Origin of the sequence: Aquimarina sp. RZ0, from assembly GCF_008370685.1 — a bacterium.
Lineage (GTDB): Bacteria > Bacteroidota > Bacteroidia > Flavobacteriales > Flavobacteriaceae > Aquimarina.
In genome coordinates this window covers 38271-56344 of sequence record NZ_VTZU01000030.1, presented here as the reverse complement: position 1 = coordinate 56344, position 18074 = coordinate 38271, and the positions used below count along the sequence as shown (strand labels likewise).

At 32.2% G+C, this 18074-nt stretch carries 15 protein-coding genes; 7 read left to right on the top strand and 8 right to left on the bottom strand.

The window, feature by feature from the left end; genetic code table 11:
* The first annotated feature begins 42 nt into the window (after positions 1-42).
* From F0000_RS12925 to F0000_RS12915, 3 genes are all read left to right on the top strand, one after another.
* The gene (locus F0000_RS12925; protein WP_149625141.1) at positions 43-1740 is read left to right on the top strand and encodes a M48 family metallopeptidase; all 1698 of its coding nucleotides are present in this window, start codon (positions 43-45) and stop codon (positions 1738-1740) included.
* 450 nt (positions 1741-2190) lie between these two features.
* Positions 2191-3699, top strand: coding sequence for a F0F1 ATP synthase subunit beta (atpD, locus tag F0000_RS12920; RefSeq protein WP_149625140.1), 1509 nt, complete (start codon positions 2191-2193; stop codon positions 3697-3699).
* A gap of 89 nt (positions 3700-3788) precedes the next feature.
* The gene (locus tag F0000_RS12915) at positions 3789-4064 is read left to right on the top strand and encodes a F0F1 ATP synthase subunit epsilon (protein WP_149625139.1); all 276 of its coding nucleotides are present in this window, start codon (positions 3789-3791) and stop codon (positions 4062-4064) included.
* A 311-nt stretch (positions 4065-4375) separates the two neighbouring features.
* Here F0000_RS12915 and F0000_RS12910 read toward each other — a convergent pair whose 3' ends face one another.
* The 5 genes from F0000_RS12910 to F0000_RS12890 form a co-directional block, all read right to left on the bottom strand.
* Positions 4376-4630 (bottom strand): 4-oxalocrotonate tautomerase family protein, encoded by a 255-nt coding sequence (locus F0000_RS12910; protein ID WP_149625138.1) that lies wholly within the window; start codon positions 4628-4630, stop codon positions 4376-4378.
* Positions 4631-4678: 48 nt separating this feature from the next.
* Complete coding sequence (locus F0000_RS12905) at positions 4679-5170, bottom strand: Crp/Fnr family transcriptional regulator (protein WP_188112116.1); 492 nt, start codon at positions 5168-5170, stop codon at positions 4679-4681.
* Between the two features lie 289 nt (positions 5171-5459).
* On the bottom strand, positions 5460-5963 hold the full coding sequence (locus F0000_RS12900) for a hypothetical protein (protein WP_149625136.1): 504 nt from the start codon (positions 5961-5963) through the stop codon (positions 5460-5462).
* A gap of 407 nt (positions 5964-6370) precedes the next feature.
* Positions 6371-7255, bottom strand: coding sequence for a lysylphosphatidylglycerol synthase transmembrane domain-containing protein (locus F0000_RS12895; RefSeq protein WP_188112115.1), 885 nt, complete (start codon positions 7253-7255; stop codon positions 6371-6373).
* Positions 7215-8189, bottom strand: a complete 975-nt coding sequence (locus F0000_RS12890; protein WP_149625134.1) for a glycosyltransferase family 2 protein — start codon at positions 8187-8189, stop codon at positions 7215-7217. Before F0000_RS12890 ends, F0000_RS12895 begins: the two co-directional genes overlap by 41 nt.
* A gap of 196 nt (positions 8190-8385) precedes the next feature.
* Between F0000_RS12890 and F0000_RS12885 the strand changes: the two genes are divergently transcribed.
* Positions 8386-10065 carry a glycosyltransferase family 39 protein gene (locus tag F0000_RS12885; protein WP_149625133.1) on the top strand — a complete coding sequence of 560 codons (1680 nt, stop codon included), beginning with the start codon at positions 8386-8388 and terminating at the stop codon, positions 10063-10065.
* Here the strand turns inward: F0000_RS12885 and F0000_RS12880 are convergent.
* Together F0000_RS12880 and F0000_RS12875 are read right to left on the bottom strand one after the other, a co-directional pair.
* Positions 10062-11117, bottom strand: coding sequence for an NAD-dependent epimerase (locus F0000_RS12880; protein ID WP_149625132.1), 1056 nt, complete (start codon positions 11115-11117; stop codon positions 10062-10064). The genes F0000_RS12885 and F0000_RS12880 overlap by 4 nt on opposite strands.
* A 14-nt stretch (positions 11118-11131) precedes the next feature.
* Positions 11132-11752 (bottom strand): dual specificity protein phosphatase family protein, encoded by a 621-nt coding sequence (locus tag F0000_RS12875; RefSeq protein WP_149625131.1) that lies wholly within the window; start codon positions 11750-11752, stop codon positions 11132-11134.
* 314 nt (positions 11753-12066) lie between these two features.
* Between F0000_RS12875 and F0000_RS12870 the strand changes: the two genes are divergently transcribed.
* Positions 12067-13080, top strand: coding sequence for a hypothetical protein (locus F0000_RS12870; protein WP_149625130.1), 1014 nt, complete (start codon positions 12067-12069; stop codon positions 13078-13080).
* A gap of 359 nt (positions 13081-13439) precedes the next feature.
* Positions 13440-16289: a prolyl oligopeptidase family serine peptidase gene (locus F0000_RS12865; protein WP_188112114.1), complete on the top strand. Its 2850-nt coding sequence runs from the start codon at positions 13440-13442 to the stop codon at positions 16287-16289.
* Here F0000_RS12865 and F0000_RS12860 read toward each other — a convergent pair.
* Complete coding sequence (locus F0000_RS12860) at positions 16267-16806, bottom strand: GNAT family N-acetyltransferase (protein ID WP_255452712.1); 540 nt, start codon at positions 16804-16806, stop codon at positions 16267-16269. The two genes, F0000_RS12865 and F0000_RS12860, sit on opposite strands and share 23 nt — an antisense overlap.
* 415 nt (positions 16807-17221) lie before the next feature.
* On the opposite strand from F0000_RS12860, the gene F0000_RS12855 reads away from it, so the two are divergent.
* On the top strand, positions 17222-17974 hold the full coding sequence (locus tag F0000_RS12855) for a VCBS repeat-containing protein (RefSeq protein WP_149625128.1): 753 nt from the start codon (positions 17222-17224) through the stop codon (positions 17972-17974).
* The last annotated feature ends 100 nt before the right edge of the window (positions 17975-18074 follow it).

The following is an 18074-nucleotide window of genomic DNA, read 5'->3' as shown; positions in this document are numbered from 1 at the left end:
AAACGTTTATTTATTAGACAATTTGGCGTATAAAATAAATCTATGAGACGATTATTTTTTTTATTCTTTCAATTTTATTGTTTCCTATCTTTTGCTCAACTAGATACATTACAGTTAGGTAAAAAGATTGATAGTCTTATGCAATTGGATAGGTCGAATTATAGCAATAGAGACTACAGTTCTTATCAAAATGTACTGGAAGAATCAAAAAAAATAGGGTATAAGAGAGGGATTTTAAGACCGCATATAGAAATCCTACGTTATTATTATGCTCACCCTAATATTGATAGCATATTTAGCTATAGCAGACAATTTGATAAATATCAAAAACTATATCCCGATACCAAGCTACATTTAGAATATTTGAGGGCAATGGGATACATATTATTGTATAAGTTTTACTTGCCAGAATATGCTTTGCCATACAATGTTGATGCTATACGGTTATATAATGAAAAGGATTCTAAGGTTAACTTTAAATTAAACCAGGTAATTGCTGATTGTTATCTGTATAAAGGGCAATATGATTTGGTGATTAAACAAATTCAAAAAGTTATCAAAGATACTATTCATGTAAATGTCAGATCCAAAAATGTTATGAAGGTTTCGTTAGCTATTGCCTATCAATCTCTAGAAAAACCGGAGTATAGTAAGCCTCTATTAGATGATGTTATTCGAGAATCCTCTCAAAATCAGGATAGTTTACATTATGTTTATGCTAAAGTGTTTCAGTCACATAATTATTATTATAAACAGGAGTATCAAAAATCAATAGATTCACTAAAGGCTAATTTTAATCTATTGAAAAAATATTGGCCTACAGGATTGGTAAATCATTATCAATTTTCGTCGCTTCCTTATGCAAAATTGGGACAGCTTAAAAAAGCCATTCATATGATGAGAAAAGCTATTAAAAAATCTCCACCGAATGACCTTCCTAAATTATATGGATATCTTACCAGTTATTACATAGAAATGGGTAAAAAAGATTCTGCTCTTTATTATAACAATCAAAAAAATCACATGGTTGATAGTATAAGGAATCTTGAAAAAAAGATTTATACAGAATTTTATGAAACTAAATTAGAGGCTATTGAAGTGGCTAAAGAAAATAAGAAAATAAAACTCAAAGAATACAAATTATCCAAAGCCAATGGTAGACAAAAATATTATATTATTAGTTTATTTCTTGGGGTAGTAGCTCTGATATTCGGAAGTATTGCTTTTATCCATTATCATAAAAAAAATCAAGCTAAAAATTTAAAGAAAGATGAGAAAAAAATATTACAAAATCATATTAAATTAAGAGAAGATGAGCTTTCTGCCACATTGATCGGGATCACAAAAAAAATGGATGGACTTATGGAGATTCGGGATGAGTTTAAAACCGCTATTGAGGACGATATTCCTGAGAAATTAAAGAAACCAATAAAATCATTTGATCAGTTTTTGAGAAATAATGAATCAGGTAATACGTTGCCCAGACGGATAGAATCTCAATACCCAGGTTTGGTAATGCAGCTTAAAGAGTTTTGTCCGGAACTTTCTAAAACTGATATAAGGCATTGTTTGTTAGTAAAACTAGGTTTTTCTGTAAAAGACTCAGCTAATTTATTAAATGTTAATTCTAATACTGTTAAAACAGCCAGATATCGGGCAAAATCAAAATTACGTCTACCAGAGGACGTATCTTTAAGAGATTTTCTGGATAAAGAACTACTTCTTATAAAAGTCAATTAGAGAATAGTTGCGAATCTCATAATTGTGTACGTTTGTATTGTATATTATCTGATAGTTAATACTGATTACTATTCATTAAATTATTGTTCTGATTTATATGAAATGACATAAGATCAAAAAACAGCATTTGATCAAATATTTTTCTGTGTTTTAAGTGTATCGTTTATGAATTGTGTTCTATTGTATATGTAAACTATCCTTGAAAATAAAAAACATACATATTCGATTATTATTATTTAATGATCTCAAAATCAAATGTAGTTCTCTTAAACAGGCTGTTTTTGGGGTGTAAAAAGTCTTGTGTTTTTTGCAATTAAAAAACAAAATAAAAGACGCCATTTTTTTCATTTTAAAAACCTATATTTGCAGCCTGAAAAAAGGTCGTATTTATAAGTAAGGAAATAGGGGTCTTTTTAAATAGTTAAATACTAAACATTAAATAGTTATATAATGTCTCAAGTTACGGGTAAAGTATCACAAATTGTAGGTCCGGTTATCGATGTAGAATTCGCAGCCGGTGCTGAATTACCAAAAATTTACGATTCGTTAGAAATTAATAAAGCAGACGGTAGCAAACTGGTGTTAGAGATTCAGTCTCACATTGGAGAAGATACTGTGCGTACTATCGCAATGGATTCCAGTGATGGATTAAGTAGAGGTGTAGAAGCCGTTGCAACAGGATCTCCAATCCAGATGCCAATCGGTGGAGATGTATACGGACGTCTATTTAATGTAATTGGTGATGCAATTGATGGTCTTGGAGATCTTCCTAAATCAGGAAATAACGGTCTTTCTATTCACCGTCAGGCACCTAAATTTGAAGATTTATCGACATCTACAGAAGTTTTGTTTACAGGGATCAAAGTAATTGATCTTATTGAGCCCTATGCAAAAGGAGGGAAAATTGGATTATTTGGAGGAGCAGGAGTTGGTAAAACAGTATTGATTCAGGAATTGATTAATAATATTGCAAAAGGTCACGGTGGACTTTCTGTATTTGCAGGAGTAGGTGAAAGAACACGTGAAGGGAATGATTTACTTCGTGAGATGTTAGAATCAGGAATTATCAAATATGGCGATGATTTTATGCATTCTATGGAAGAAGGAGGATGGGATCTTTCTAAGGTGGATAAAAAAATAATGAAAGAGTCTAAAGCTACTTTTGTATTCGGACAAATGAATGAGCCACCAGGAGCACGTGCTCGTGTGGCATTATCAGGTCTTACGATTGCGGAATATTTCCGTGATGGAGCTGGCGATGGGCAAGGAAAGGATGTACTTTTCTTTGTAGATAATATCTTCCGATTTACACAAGCAGGTTCTGAGGTATCAGCATTACTGGGGCGTATGCCATCTGCGGTAGGATATCAGCCAACATTGGCAACTGAGATGGGTGTGATGCAGGAGCGTATTACTTCTACTAAGAAAGGATCTATTACATCTGTACAGGCGGTTTATGTACCTGCTGATGATTTAACAGATCCAGCACCAGCAACAACTTTTGCTCACTTGGATGCCACAACAGTATTATCTCGTAAGATTGCTGAGCTAGGTATTTATCCAGCGGTGGATCCATTAGATTCGACATCGAGAATTCTTACAGCTGATATTTTGGGAGATGAGCACTATAACTGTGCGCAACGAGTAAAAGAGCTATTACAGCGTTATAAAGAATTACAAGATATTATTGCGATACTTGGTATGGAAGAATTATCAGAAGAAGATAAACTAGCAGTAGGACGTGCGCGTCGTGTACAACGTTTCCTTTCTCAGCCATTCCACGTAGCAGAGCAATTTACAGGTATTCCAGGGTGTTTGGTAGATATCAAAGATACAATCAAGGCATTTACCATGATTATGGATGGTGAGTTGGATCACTTGCCAGAAGCGGCATTTAACCTTAAAGGTACGATTGAAGAAGCTATCGAAGCTGGTGAGAAAATGTTAGCCGAGGCATAATTTAGTGAATTGTTACTAGTTTGATAGTTTTTAGAAAAAGTAGTTCTAAATAATTATCGACTAACAATGAATAACAAACAACGATACATATGTATTTAGAAATAGTAACTCCAGAATCAGTATTATTTAGTGGTGATGTAACCTCTGTTGCAGTGCCAGGTGTAAATGGAGAGTTTCAGATGTTAGATAATCACGCACCTATTGTTTCTTTACTTGCCAAAGGTACTATAAAGATATATGGCGATATGAATATAGAGGAAGAGGTTGCTGAGAAATTTGTGAAAGATAATGGAGTAACATTACTTTCTATAAATTCTGGAACTATCGAAATGAAAGATAATAAAGTAATCGTTTTAGCTGACTAATTCGTAATTACAATATCCATATTACAAAATCCCTGTTAATAATCATTAATAGGGATTTTTGTTTTTAAAGGATAGATTCGATTATGTCTTTTGGTTATGCGATTTCTTATACCATTTCTACCTTAAAATTACTCACTAAAATTTGTTCTTTTCCCTTATGCTTCAAAATAAAAATTAACCGTAGGGCTTAGGCTATGCTGAACTTTTCTTTTTTACCTAAAGAAAAAACAACTGTATTTTATTTGGGTAATTTTAAAGCAAAAATGGTATAAATTGCCCTATGTTTTCTAAAGTGTTAGAAATAATAATTTCTACTTTTCCGAGAGGTTGGCAAGATAATTTTGTTTATATGTAAGATTGTTATCCAAGACATCAGAAATGGTAGTTCCTCCAATCATCCAGTTTTTAGGCTCTTCTTCTTCTAACATAACCCATACAAATTTTTTGAATTCAGGGTTTCCTTTTCCTTCATATTCTATTAATAAGTCTGTGATCTTGGTTTGAAGTTCTTTTCTTTCTTGATTAGAAAGTGCTCCTTTAAATGTTCTGACATTAACAAATGGCATAATTTTAATTTTTTAGTATTATTAATAGAGTAAAATTAAAATTGATTATTAAGATTTAAGTTGATTTAAATCAATAAATTTTCGTTTAATTCTGCTTAATGTTTCAGGTCTTATTTTTAAGTAACTAGCAATATGTTTTTGAGGAATTCTTTGTATATATTCTGGGTACTTATTTTCAAACATTTGATACCGTAAAGCTGGTTTTTCTGCAACAATAATTTGATAATCCAATAGCACTGGGAGGCATTTTTTTTGAATATAATTTTTTCCAAGCATTGCTAGCTTTCTAAGCAGAGATTTGTCCAGCCAATTTGTGTCTATTATAGAAATTTCAGAATCTTCTATTGCCGAAATGGTCACAGAGCAAGCTTCCTTTTTTAGAAAACTAATGTAATCTGTAATAAAGCCTTTTGAAACAATAAACTCAGTATTGACTTCATCTCCACTATCTGTTGTATAAAACATTCGAAAAGCTCCATTTTCTAAATAAGCAAGTTTGTTACAAATTCTTCCTTGCTGAATAAAAACTTCATTTTTCAATAATTTTTTTTTCTTTGTGAAATCAATTATCGATTGTCTTTCTCGAAATGATAGCTTAATCTGTTTTTCTAAATATGTGACAAAATCACTCATTTGGATTCATTATTCTGACGAACGTCAATTTTAGTTAAATTTCGTTCAAATTTCTTTATTTTTAGTGTTTAACCTGATTTTAAGCTCTGTTTTTTTTAAGTCTTAAAATTGACGTTATCTTAAGAAATTAATATAGTTTCTTTATATGGTACTAAATTGCTCTGATTTCATGAAATATAATGTTAAACATTCGTTTTTATTCAATAGTCGCCCATTTAGTTCGTACCCTTGAAGTTTCCATTTCTTTTACCATCTCACTAATTTCTTCTTTAGACATACCTTCAGTCCATTTTAAGATATCAGCATATTTTTGTCTCATGATTCCAGAAGTGCTTATAATTGCAACCCATCCATCTGGTTGATTGTCTAAAAATTTTAATGCTCCTTCTGGGTTATTAAAATCTGTCATTTGCTGATAAATTGAGTGTATCTGAGCGTATATATTGTCATCTATTATGGTTAAAAACTTTGTATCCGTCCAATGTTCTAATTCTTTAATTTCTCCTTTCTCATTTTGTAATTTTAAGACCCATCCAACTCTTATGGGATTTCCATTCTGAACAACAGTTTTTAAGTCATTTATATTCCCAGATATTAACTTTCCATTGGCATCCGCTTCATATATTATAGAATATTTACTTTGACTAAAAATAGACATTGACAATAATGATATAAAAAGATATAGTAACTGATTTTTCATTTTTAGTACTTGTTTTTTAATTAATGTATGTTATTTACAAATCTAGTGGATTTAGGATGGATTCAAAATTTTTTATAACTCCCTCAAGCATAAATTGTTGTTGTTTTTGTGTAACTATCTCCTGTATAGGGATGTAGATATCATAAAGCTGTTCGATTTTCTAATTAGGTGTGTTACAGACAATGCGTGAGTATATGATGTACAACGATTTTTTGGCAGTAGCTTTTAAAGCAACACTAGCAACAGTTGCCCCTACACTTTTTTCAGAATGTTTCAATACATTAAGAGATCCGAAGATGTGTTTTTTTTAGAAAGTAATGATATACCGATCTTTATTATTCTTAGCATTTCTTATAGAGGCTACCATTCATTTGCTATCAATATGTGCTAGTTTCAAATTATACAATTCAAAGCAGCATTGAATTAATTGTTTTTATATATAGTTTGGGGTTTTTGAATTGGAAAAGAATTCCGAATAAAGAAACAAATGCGGTCATCACTGAAAACAGTAATCCTATAGTGACAGCAACAGTAGAATCAAAAACAAATAAGATTGCAGCCTGATAAAAGATCATTTCACGAATTCCAATTCCCGAAAAAGAAAAAACAGATACAACCGAAGAAATTAGAAAAACAGTAATATAAATAAGGTGGTTATGTGTATTCGTAATACTTTCTAATAATATAACTATACAAATACACTGTAGCAACTGCACTGCGATAGATTGTATTATTGTTTTAGTAAAAACAGAAAAGAACGAGGGGAATAGTCGTTTCACAAAAAAATAAGATGCGGTTATACTTATACTGAGTAATAATGGCAAAAACCATTGTCGCATTTCTTTAAAAAAACCTGGAACAAAAAAGGAAAATATACAGATCAATATGCCTATAGCCGTTAGCCCCATAAATCGATCTACAAAAACAGCTGCAGAAAGCTTTTTTACAGACCAGTTGAATTCTTTATGGAGGATGTAAATTTTATAAGCGTCACCGCCTATGCCTCCGGGAATAAAGAAGTTATAAAACATCCCGATGAGGTACAGAATATGATTGCTTCTGGGGGTCAAAAAGAAGTTAACGGATCTAAATAAAACTGAAAGCCTTTCTGCTGATATCCATTGAGATAAAACAAAACAAAACAATGCCATTAAAAGCAGTGTTATATTGGCATGCTTCAGAATATCCCAAACCTTTGTAAAAGGAATTTTAGTAAAAACGAGATATAGTAAAAAAATAGTAACTCCTATCTTAAGAAACGTGGAGAATAGGTGTTTTTTCTTTTTTTTCAAAAGTGATAATTTTTCTGATATTATATGGTTTCTTATTTTGAGATTCATAATAAGTTCTCATCAAAAGATCTGTAACGATACCAATGGTAAAAAACTGGATTCCCACAAGTATTAGTAAAATACCTAATAGTAATAAAGGTCTTGTTCCGATATCTTCGCCCATAAGTTTGATACTGATCAGATATATATTGATCAGCATTCCTGTGCCAAAGAAGAGCATTCCCATGTTACCAAACAAATACAAGGGTTTTTGCAGGTACTTACGTTGAAAAAGAATTAATAAAAGATCATTCATTACCTTAAATGTTCTCCCTAACCCATATTTTGAAACTCCAAATTTTCTTGCATGATGTTTTACAGGGACTTGTGTGATTCTTGCTCCATCAATGTGTGCGTTTAATGCGATAAAACGATGTAGTTCTCCATAAAGAGGAATGTTTTTTGCTGTTTCTGCGGTCATTACTTTTAGAGCACATCCAGCATCAGTGATATGGAATTGGGTCGCTTTTCTAATAATAAAATTGGCAATTTTTGAAGGTAGGGTTTTGATAAAATTATCTTTTCTTTTTTGTCGAATACCAGTAACCAGATCACAATCCTCTCGAATTGCTGTTTCTAACATCATCGGGATATCAGCAGGGTCGTTTTGCATATCTCCATCCATAGTGACAACATAATCTCCTTTTGCATATGCTATTCCCGCTGCCAAAGCAGAACTCTGCCCATAGTTTCTTTTAAGCTCAATAAGCGCAACAGAGGGATTGTGTAATAGTTTGATCTCGTGTCTGGTATTGTCTGTAGAGAAATCGTCAATATATATGATCTCATACCGATAGTCTTTTAAGGCTCTTTCTATTGCTTCGGTCAGTAAACTGGTATTCCCTTCTTCATTATATAGAGGGATAACAATAGATAGTAATATGGAGGATTTCATAATTGAATAGCTTAGAATAGCTAATTTATACTGCTTAGATCAATTGAATATTTGTAAATTGATATCAAATTGATAAGGAATAGCATTAGATTTATAAAATTGTTAAGTCAGCCTTAGTTTTTATTTTATGCAATATTCTATTGGTATTTTTACATGAATTAGCAGGGGTGTCATAAATTTTACCCTCAAATTCTGAATGGACGCATTTCTTTTAAAAAAAGATTACTTACTACTATATATATTACTAAGTGCTGTTTACTTATCAGGCTTATGGATTCCCTTAATGGAAAATGATTCTGCACAACATGCCACTATGGCAATGCGTATGTATCTGGAGAATGATTTTCTAAATATTTACAAGGCAGGTCAAGACTATTTGGATAAACCACATATGCACTTTTGGTTAGCTGCGTTGTCATTTAAAATTTTTGGAATTTCTCATTGGGCATATCGTATTCCAGCTCTTTTGTTTACAGTTCTGGGCGCTTATTCCTGTAACCGATTAGCAAAAGAATTTTATGGAGATAAAGCGTCTCATATTGCATCACTGGCTTTTTTGTCTGCTCAAGCCATTTTTTTGGCTAATCATGATGTAAGAACTGATGCGGTGCTCACAGGTGCTACAATTTTTGGGATGTGGCAATTAGTGCTATATATAAACTATAGTAAACTGATAAATGCTATTTTGGGAAGCATTGGTGTGGCAATTGCTTTTTCTACAAAAGGGCAGTTAGGAGTTTTTGTGGCAGGGGTGTGTATCCTAAGTTATCTCATTTATAGTCGATCCTGGAAAGTGATTTGGTCCTGGAAAACAGTTGTAGGGATTATGGCTTTTATCTGCGCAATATTACCGGTTTTGTATGCGTATTATATGCAGTTTGATCTTCATCCTGAAAAGATAATTAATGGGCAATCTAATATTTCGGGGATTAAATTCATCTTATGGGATCAGAGTTTTAACCGATTAACAGCTGCTGGTTTTGAGGAAACCAGCCCAGATTATTTTTTCTTTTTTCATACCGTATTATGGGCGTTTTTACCTTGGTCATTGATTGCATATCTGGCATTGTTTTCGAAAATAAACCAACTATGGCGGTTAAAGTTCAAGTTTAGATCAGGAGTAGAGATATTAACCTCAGTAGGGTTTCTATTAGTGATGGTAGTAATTAGTTTTTCAAAATTTAAATTACCACATTATCTCAATAGCTTACTTCCGGTTCTATCGGTATTAATAGGCGGATATATCATTCAATTATATGAAAACAACAAACTAAAAATTGTTGGTATTATACTAAAAGCACAATATATTATATTGATAGCAGGAAGTATCCTGGTGTTATTTCTGATTTTTTGGGCTTTTTCGATGCCTCATGTTGGGATCATCTTATGTTATCTACTATTATTTGCAGGTTTATGTTATATCATTACGTCAGAAATGCATAGTGTAAGAAGATTGCTAATGATCTCTGTTTACTTTATGATTTTTATAAATTTCTGTCTGAATACTCAGTTTTACCCAAGACTTTTATTGTATCAGGCAGGTAATAATGTAGCCAAAATTATTACAACTGAAAAGATTGAACTGGACAAGGTTTTTATGGTAAAAGGGAGACCAAGCTGGTCTTTAGATTTTTATACCAAAAGGATAACTCCTACAATTGATATTAACGAAGTTTCAGAAAAAATACCAAATGATAGCTGGTTGTTTATATACGAAGATCATATGGAAGTTTTACAGCAAAACAATATAAAATGGTCTAATCGATATGAGATTAACCATCACAGAATAACAAGATTATCTCTAGATTTTTTAAACCCTAATACCAGAGATAGCATCCTGCAAAAAGCTTTTTTGTTACAGATTAAAAAAGACTAAACAGTCATTTTCTTTTTGTTATTAAATTGATCTTTTACGATATAGGAAATATACCAATCTATAAACTTTTTTACGCCATCATCTAATCTTGTACAGGGAGAATACGCTACGGATTCAGTCAAACTATTAATATCTGCATAGGTCTTTTGTACATCTCCCGGTTGCATAGGGAGAAAAGTCTTTTTTGCTTTCGTATTTAGATTTTTCTCAATAGAAGTTATAAAATCCATTAATTTAATGGGGTTACTATTCCCTATGTTGTGTAATGTATACGGAGCTTTTTCTTCAGGTTCAGAAATAGGAATTTTTTGGGATATTCTGGTGATTCCTTCTACGATATCATCAATATATGTAAAATCACGTTCCATATTCCCATTATTAAAAACATTTATAGACCTGTTATTAATAATGGCATCGGTAAAAAGAGAAGGAGCCATATCAGGTCTTCCCCAGGGGCCATATACAGTAAAAAAACGTAATCCAGTCGTAGGGATTTTAAAAAGATGGCTATACGTATACGCCATTAATTCATTACTTTTCTTTGTGGCGGCATATAAACTTACTGGGTTATCTACACGATCATCAATAGAAAATGGCACTTTTTTGTTGTTGCCATATACAGATGAACTTGATGCATAAATTAAATGGGTAACAGGGTAGTGTCTGCAGGCTTCAAGAATATTTAGAAACCCTTCAATATTGCTCTTTACATAAATACTAGGATTTTCTATACTGTAACGTACACCAGCCTGTGCAGCCAGATGGATTACGGTGTCAAAACGTTCATATCTGAACAGATCCATTAATGCGCCTTTCTGTGTGAGATCCATTTTGATAAAACGATATCCAGAATGGGTAGTAGACTCAACGAACCGCGCATCTATTATTTTATGAAACGGGATTCCTGTTTCTGCAAGTCGATCGTATTTTAATTGAGGATTGTAATATGAATTAAGATTGTCAAAACCTACTACCTGATGTCCGTTTTTTAGTAATCTTTGAGTTACATGAAAACCAATAAACCCTGCGGAACCTGTTACTAAAATTTTCATATCAAATTAGTTAATTAGTTAGCAATTGATTTATCACCTTGTATCATATCAGGAGATACTGCATATTCAGTGTTTTTGCGGCGGTCATATTTTTTAAGCCATTCTCCTTTTGGTGTACCTTTGTCAAAAGAACTTAAATATATCGGAAACTTTGTTTGTAATCTAGCTTCTTCGTTGGAGAGACCTTCGTATTCTATACGGTATAATGCACTATATAATATCGCTCTACCAGTACCATGATGACAATGTATTAGAGCAGGAAAAGCATTTTCTTTATCCAGGGTTTCATAAAACATTTGCAGATTCTGCTCAGAAGGAATCTGATGTGACGGGATATTTATATAGTTAACACCTTTTATAGTCTCTACGGCTTTTTTTTCTGAAGATATGTCTTTTGATAAGCTTGGGTTCAATGGGTCTATTAAATTGCCAATTCTCAGGTCAATTACAGTTTTTATTCCATATTTTTTGATGTAATCATCAATTTGATCAGGAGGAATCTTGGCAGATCGGTATACTTTTCCTTTGGTGACTTCTGTAAACCGATAATCAAAATGAACTTCATATACGTATAATAATGTAATTATGATTGCAATACCTAAGATAGAAAAGACAAACTTCTTCGTAGATTTCATGAGTGATGTGGTTATAATTTTATATCTCGAAAATAGATAATCCTACCGCCAAAAAATAGTGGTTTTAGAAACCCTAATAATAATATAAAGATCTAGAAACATACCGTCACTTGTTGCTTTTTTTTCATAACATTTAAATAACAAAAATGAATTTAATAACTTTATTTTTAGTGATTTAACCTCGTTGTTCTTATTGTTTTTATTACTTGAAGATAATATAACTTTTAGTCATAATTCTTAATCCCTTCTTAATATGTAGCCTTTTTCAAAAAGATACTTTTAGCAGTATATACTAACCTGAAAATTTAGTTAAAATGAAAAAAACACAATTACTTTTCGCGCTTTCTGTTTTATTGTATAGTTGCCAAACATCGGACGATCTGTTTCTCGAAAAGAGAGTAGAAGAAGATCTTATAACAACAAATAAAAATCAAAATTTCTATCTGGATCTGGCATATCGTCATGCGCCTATTCATTATCAAGATGTAGACAATACAGGTTCACATGGATTGAGTGGTAAAGCAGATTATATTACGCGTTATGATTTTGATGGTGATCTCAATGCGCGGAATAATTGGAATAACATTTCGAATTCTTCCAGAAAAGGAAAAGCAGTATCTTATTATTCTGTAGTAGAAACATCTACGCATTATTTTATCACCTATGCATTTTTTCATCCTAGAGACTGGACAGATGTTTGGTTTCTGTACAGAATTGATGAACATGAAAATGATCTTGAGGGAGTCCTTACAGTTGTTAAAAAAGACAACTCTACCTATGGTAAAGCCTTGGGCATTGTAACCGTATTTCACTCAGATTTTTATTCTTACAAAGCTTCTAATTCCGGGCTTACTAATGGTAATGAAAATATAGATGGTACCTTGACTACAAAGAATGACAATGGCATAAATCGTTTTAAAACTTCGGCAGAAGCCAAAGGACATGGGATCAAAGCGCACGCAAAGCTACAACCTGGTGGTAACGATTATGTCGTTTACTACCCAAGTAAAACAACTAGCGAACATCCTTCAAATATTTATGATAGAAATGTGAAGTATAAACTAGTAAATATTTTTGATAGAGGCGGTATGTGGGATCAACGATTTAATACCAATTTGTTTAGCAATGCCAAATCATTCAGAAAATCCTATGGCAATGGGACTGCTAATGCACCCTGGAATTGGGATGATAAAAATGATGGAGGAGGTCAAGGTCTGTTAGCTGGTGGATTAGCATACTATCCAGCACACTTGGTAGATCAGTATTTTGATGGGCTAGGACGTTTTAGTAAAACGTATAGTTATAACCCTTATTTGGGAATACAGTAATACCATTTGCCATTTGAATTTTTTAGAATAAATAACGAATATCATACTTTGAGAAAAGATTCAGAAAATTATGATTATCTCTGTGTAATTCCATTTTGTTTTTTTTGAAATATCTGTAATATAAAAAGAGGATGTCTGAATTTTTAAACATCCTCTTTTTTTCTCAGCTACTGGATATTTTCAGAATATTACTAAATTTTATATATAAAATTATGTTAAACGATTATATGTAAATAAAACGTTTTATACATTTCAGAAGAATTATATCAGTTTTATATGAAATCATTATTGACTGAATCAAAAAGATAAGATTTTAGTTAATAATTCCATTGTAATCTGGTAATAGATAACTCAACGTAATGGTTAAGAATATAATCACTCTGCTTTTTCTCTTCATCACAACACTAATTTTTTCACAGAAAAAATCTATTAGCCATAATGATTATGATTTATGGAAAAGTATTCATGATGTTACAATTTCTAATACGGGAAAATTAGTTGTTTCTACTATAAAGACTGCTACCAAACGTGGCGATGGACATATCGAAATATATAATACGAAAGATAAAGAGAAATTCACCTTTTTTAATGGTTATGATGCATCTGTAACGAATGATGAAAACTTTGTAATTTTTAAGAGAAAACCAAAATATGAGGTTCTTAGAGAAGAAAAAAAGAAAAAAGAAAAAAATGATAGTAGATCAAAAGATGATTTGTTCATTTATGATGTAAAGAATAAGGTACTATATGATTCTATTCTTAATGTAAAAAAATACGAAATACCAAAAGAAAAAGAAGGATGGATTGTAATAGAAAAATATAAAGAGCAAAAAAAGGAAAAGAAAAAAGAAGAAAAAGATAGTCTCACAAAGGCTAAGAAGGATTCCTTAAAAAACAAGATTGGAGAAGCTTTTAAACAGGATTATGCACTTATTTACATACTGAAAACAAAGAAAAAAGACACCATTCATCACATAAAAGATATTGCTGTTCCTAGAAGAGGAGATACATTTTATTTTAGTTTAAAAAATGAAAAGAAAAAAGGAAAAGATCTAGGAGTTTACAAATATGATATATTGTCAAAGTCTAGAACAACAATAGATACGAGCCATTATGTGTATGAAAAATTATCGGTAGACAAAACAGGAAAGCAGTTTTCTTTTATTTCTGCAAAAGATTCTACAGCAGTAGATTCCTTGAAATTTGAAGTATTCTATTATACGAATGAAAAACTTACTCGATTAATAGATACATTAGGAAGAAACCTCAGAGATCATTGGGAGTTGAGTAAAGATCAATCACCTTCTTTTTCAGAAAGTGGTGATAGACTTTTTTTTAATTCTAAACCTATTTTGGCATATGCAAAAGATACTATTTTATTAGAAGATGAAAAACCACAAGTTGATGTCTGGAACTGGCAGGATAAAATTATACAACCAGAACAAAAATCACGATTTGATGAGTTAAACAAAAAATCGTATACATCATACTATGATACTACAAAGAAAATCTATGTAGATATACAAGACGAAACTATTAACGAACTTATCTTTGATAACAATAAAGAGCAGCGTTATATACTGGGTTTTACAGGCTATAATGATCTCGAACGTTCCTGGAACCTGCCCTGGAAAGGAGATTTTTATATCATTGATACCTATACAGGTGAGAAACGATTAGGTCTTAGAAATGCTGGATTAGACCCTATCTTGTCACCTGATGGTAAATATGCATTATACTATGACCTGAGCGGCAAAAATTGGTTTTCTATAAATTTGTCAACAACGAAGAAAGTAAACTTAACCAATACCCTGGATGTTGCGTTTTATAATGAAGATGAAGATCGACCTATGTTGCCATATCCATATGGTTTTGGAGGATTTGATAAAGAAGGGAATGCATTGCTTTTTGATAAATACGATATCTGGAAAGTTTCTCTTTCTACTCAATCAATACCTGTTAATATTACAGGGAATGGTAGAAAAAATGAAACAGAATACAGAACTCAAAGGCTAGACAAGGAAAATAAAAACATGGCTTCTTATATTGGTGGTTCATTGATGATTACAAGTTTTAGTAAAAAAACAAAAGCCTCTGGTTTATACGGGTTAAAAAATAATAGATTACAAGAAAAAATCAAACCAACAGAGTTTTTTATAAATCAATATCGAAAAGCTAAAAAAGGAACCATATTTACATTTAGAAAGCAAAATTTCAATACATTTCAGGATGTTCACGTAACTAATAATAATTTTTCTACCATAGCTCAGATAACAGAAGCAAATCCACATAAAAAAGAATTTAAATGGGGAACTGCAGAGCTTTTTTCTTGGAAAACCTATGATGGCAAACCATTAGAAGGAATTGTATATAAACCAGAAGATTTTGATCCATCAAAAAAATATCCTTTGATTACTTATTTTTATGAAAAAAGGTCAGATAGTTACAGAAGATATTATACTCCAAGACCCAGCGCATCCATAGTAAATCCATCGTATTTGGTAAGTAATGATTATATAATGTTTGTTCCGGATATTGTTTATGAAGATGGTAAACCAGGGCCGAGTGCATATAATTGTATTGTTTCTGGTGTAGAAGCTTTAGAACAGTCAGGATATATTGATCGTAAGAATATGGCAATTCAGGGGCAGAGCTGGGGAGGATATCAGGTAGCATATCTAATAACAGTTACTAATAAATTTAAGGCTGCTATGGCAGGTGCTCCTGTAAGCAATATGACATCTGCATATGGTGGCATACGATGGCAATCCGGATTGAGTAGAGCTTTTCAATATGAGAAATCTCAAAGTAGAATCGGAAAGAACTTATGGGATGGGTTCGATCTATATATAGAAAATTCTCCATTGTTTGGTATCCCAAAAATCCAAACGCCCTTGTTAATGATGCATAATGATAATGATGGGGCTGTCCCCTATTATCAGGGAATAGAAATGTTTATGGGAATGCGTAGATTGCAAAAACCCGTCTGGCTTTTGGTATACAATGATGAAGGGCATAATTTACGAAAAGAAAAGAATAAGCAAGATTTATCGATTAGGATGATGCAGTTTTTTGATCATTATTTAAAAAGAGAACCTGCACCAAAGTGGATGACTAAGGGCGTCTCTCGAGTAGAAAAAGGAAAAGATTTTGGATACGATCTAGAAGAAACAGAAACAAAAATGGTTATTCCCAGTTCCAATGAATAAGATGCCACTTTATACCATCATTTTCATGGGTGACTAAAGTTTTAAAACCAATAGCCTGATGAGCCTGTAAAGAACGAAGGTTGTCTGCTGCCACTTCTGTAATCAATATATCATATGTGTGCTGTAATTTTTTTTTCATATGTTGATATAATCCTCTAAAAACCCCCTGGCCACGATATCCCTTATCAATACAAACCTGACCCATTACAATAAAATTTTTAGATCGATACGTAGACTTCTCAACTTCTCTGAATAGGGGTATGAGTACAGGGATATCCTGACCAAAATCTTTTGTCATACATAAAGTATAGCCAATAACAGTATCACCATCTTTAGCAATAATATGTGGTTCAATGCCATTCATTTTACTGAGAATCTCGATATCATGTTGTACAGTAACAAATCCTTCTTTTTTCTTTTCTTCTTTTGAGATTGAGATAGCTAAATTCTGTTGTTGAAGTTGAAGAATTTCTTCTAATTCTCTGCTCGTCGATGCAGTGGTATAAGTTATATTCACAGCTTATAATTGTTTTTTTAAGTACCATTCTTATTAAGAATAAATTTAGGAAATCTAGTATATGTTTTACTATTTTTTAACCTAAAATTGTCACTTCAATTTGATGAACTTTTATCCAGTAAGGCATATTGATGTTAAGAGTATTATTACCCAAATAGAGACGGTGACTTGCAGAAGATAAGATTATGAATAGATAAAGATGGTCTGTTGTCTCGTATTCAGTGACTTATTAATACTGTTTATTCCTTGAATTTTCTGAGATAACATATTCTCTTTTCGCCTCGTTTCAAAATCCAAAGAAACCGTAGTTTATAGGGTATTTTAATCAATAGAATTCCCCGATGCTCTGCATCGGAGGTTTTAGAGGAAAGTTTGAAAACGGATGGTTTTCATTAAATTGTAAAACTTTCTTCCGTTGAATACCCCTATGGCTCTGCCTCGGGGATTCTTTATTAATGCAACTTCGCAAGTTTGGATAACAGACGGAAGATATGGGAGTTCGGGATACACTTTTACAGGAGATTTTAACGGTGATGGATTTGCTGATATTGCTTCAGCACATTATGGAACTTTTTACATGAAATTGAATAATCATAGAAAAGGGTTTATTAATGCCAATTGGAACGTAGATAATGCCTGGGGAGGTAGTGATTATACCTTAGTTGGTGATTTTACCGGTGATGGTAAATCTGATATTGCCTCTGCTTATTACTCCTTGATGTATATGAAAATTTCCAGAGGGAATGCATTTTCTAGTCAAACCTGGTCAACTGATGGTCAATATGGCGGGGGTGATTATACCTATGCTGGAGATTATAATGGTGATGGTAAAGATGATATTATTTCTTTATATTATGGAACGATTTTTATTAAAGAATCTACGGGTACTCGATTTATAAGTAAATCTCATACTACTTCAAATAATTGGGGTAGTAGTGCATTTACTTGGATGGCAGATACTGATACTGATGGTAAAGATGAAATCATTACTGCGATTGATAATGTGATATTGAAAAGAGAGTGGATTAGTGGACAAAGTTGGTCATTAGAATCTTTATTGACACCTAGAAACTGGGGTGGCGAAGGCTATAATTTTTCGATGGATTATACGGGTGATGGTAGTGACGAAATTGTATCTGCTATTGGAGGAAGATTGTTTGCTCATTGAGAGACTTATACGATTTATAACTAAAAATTTCGCATATTCATCGTTTCTTTTTCCTTTCTACTTCGTTTAAAAAATAAACCGTAGCTATAGCTATGCTTGA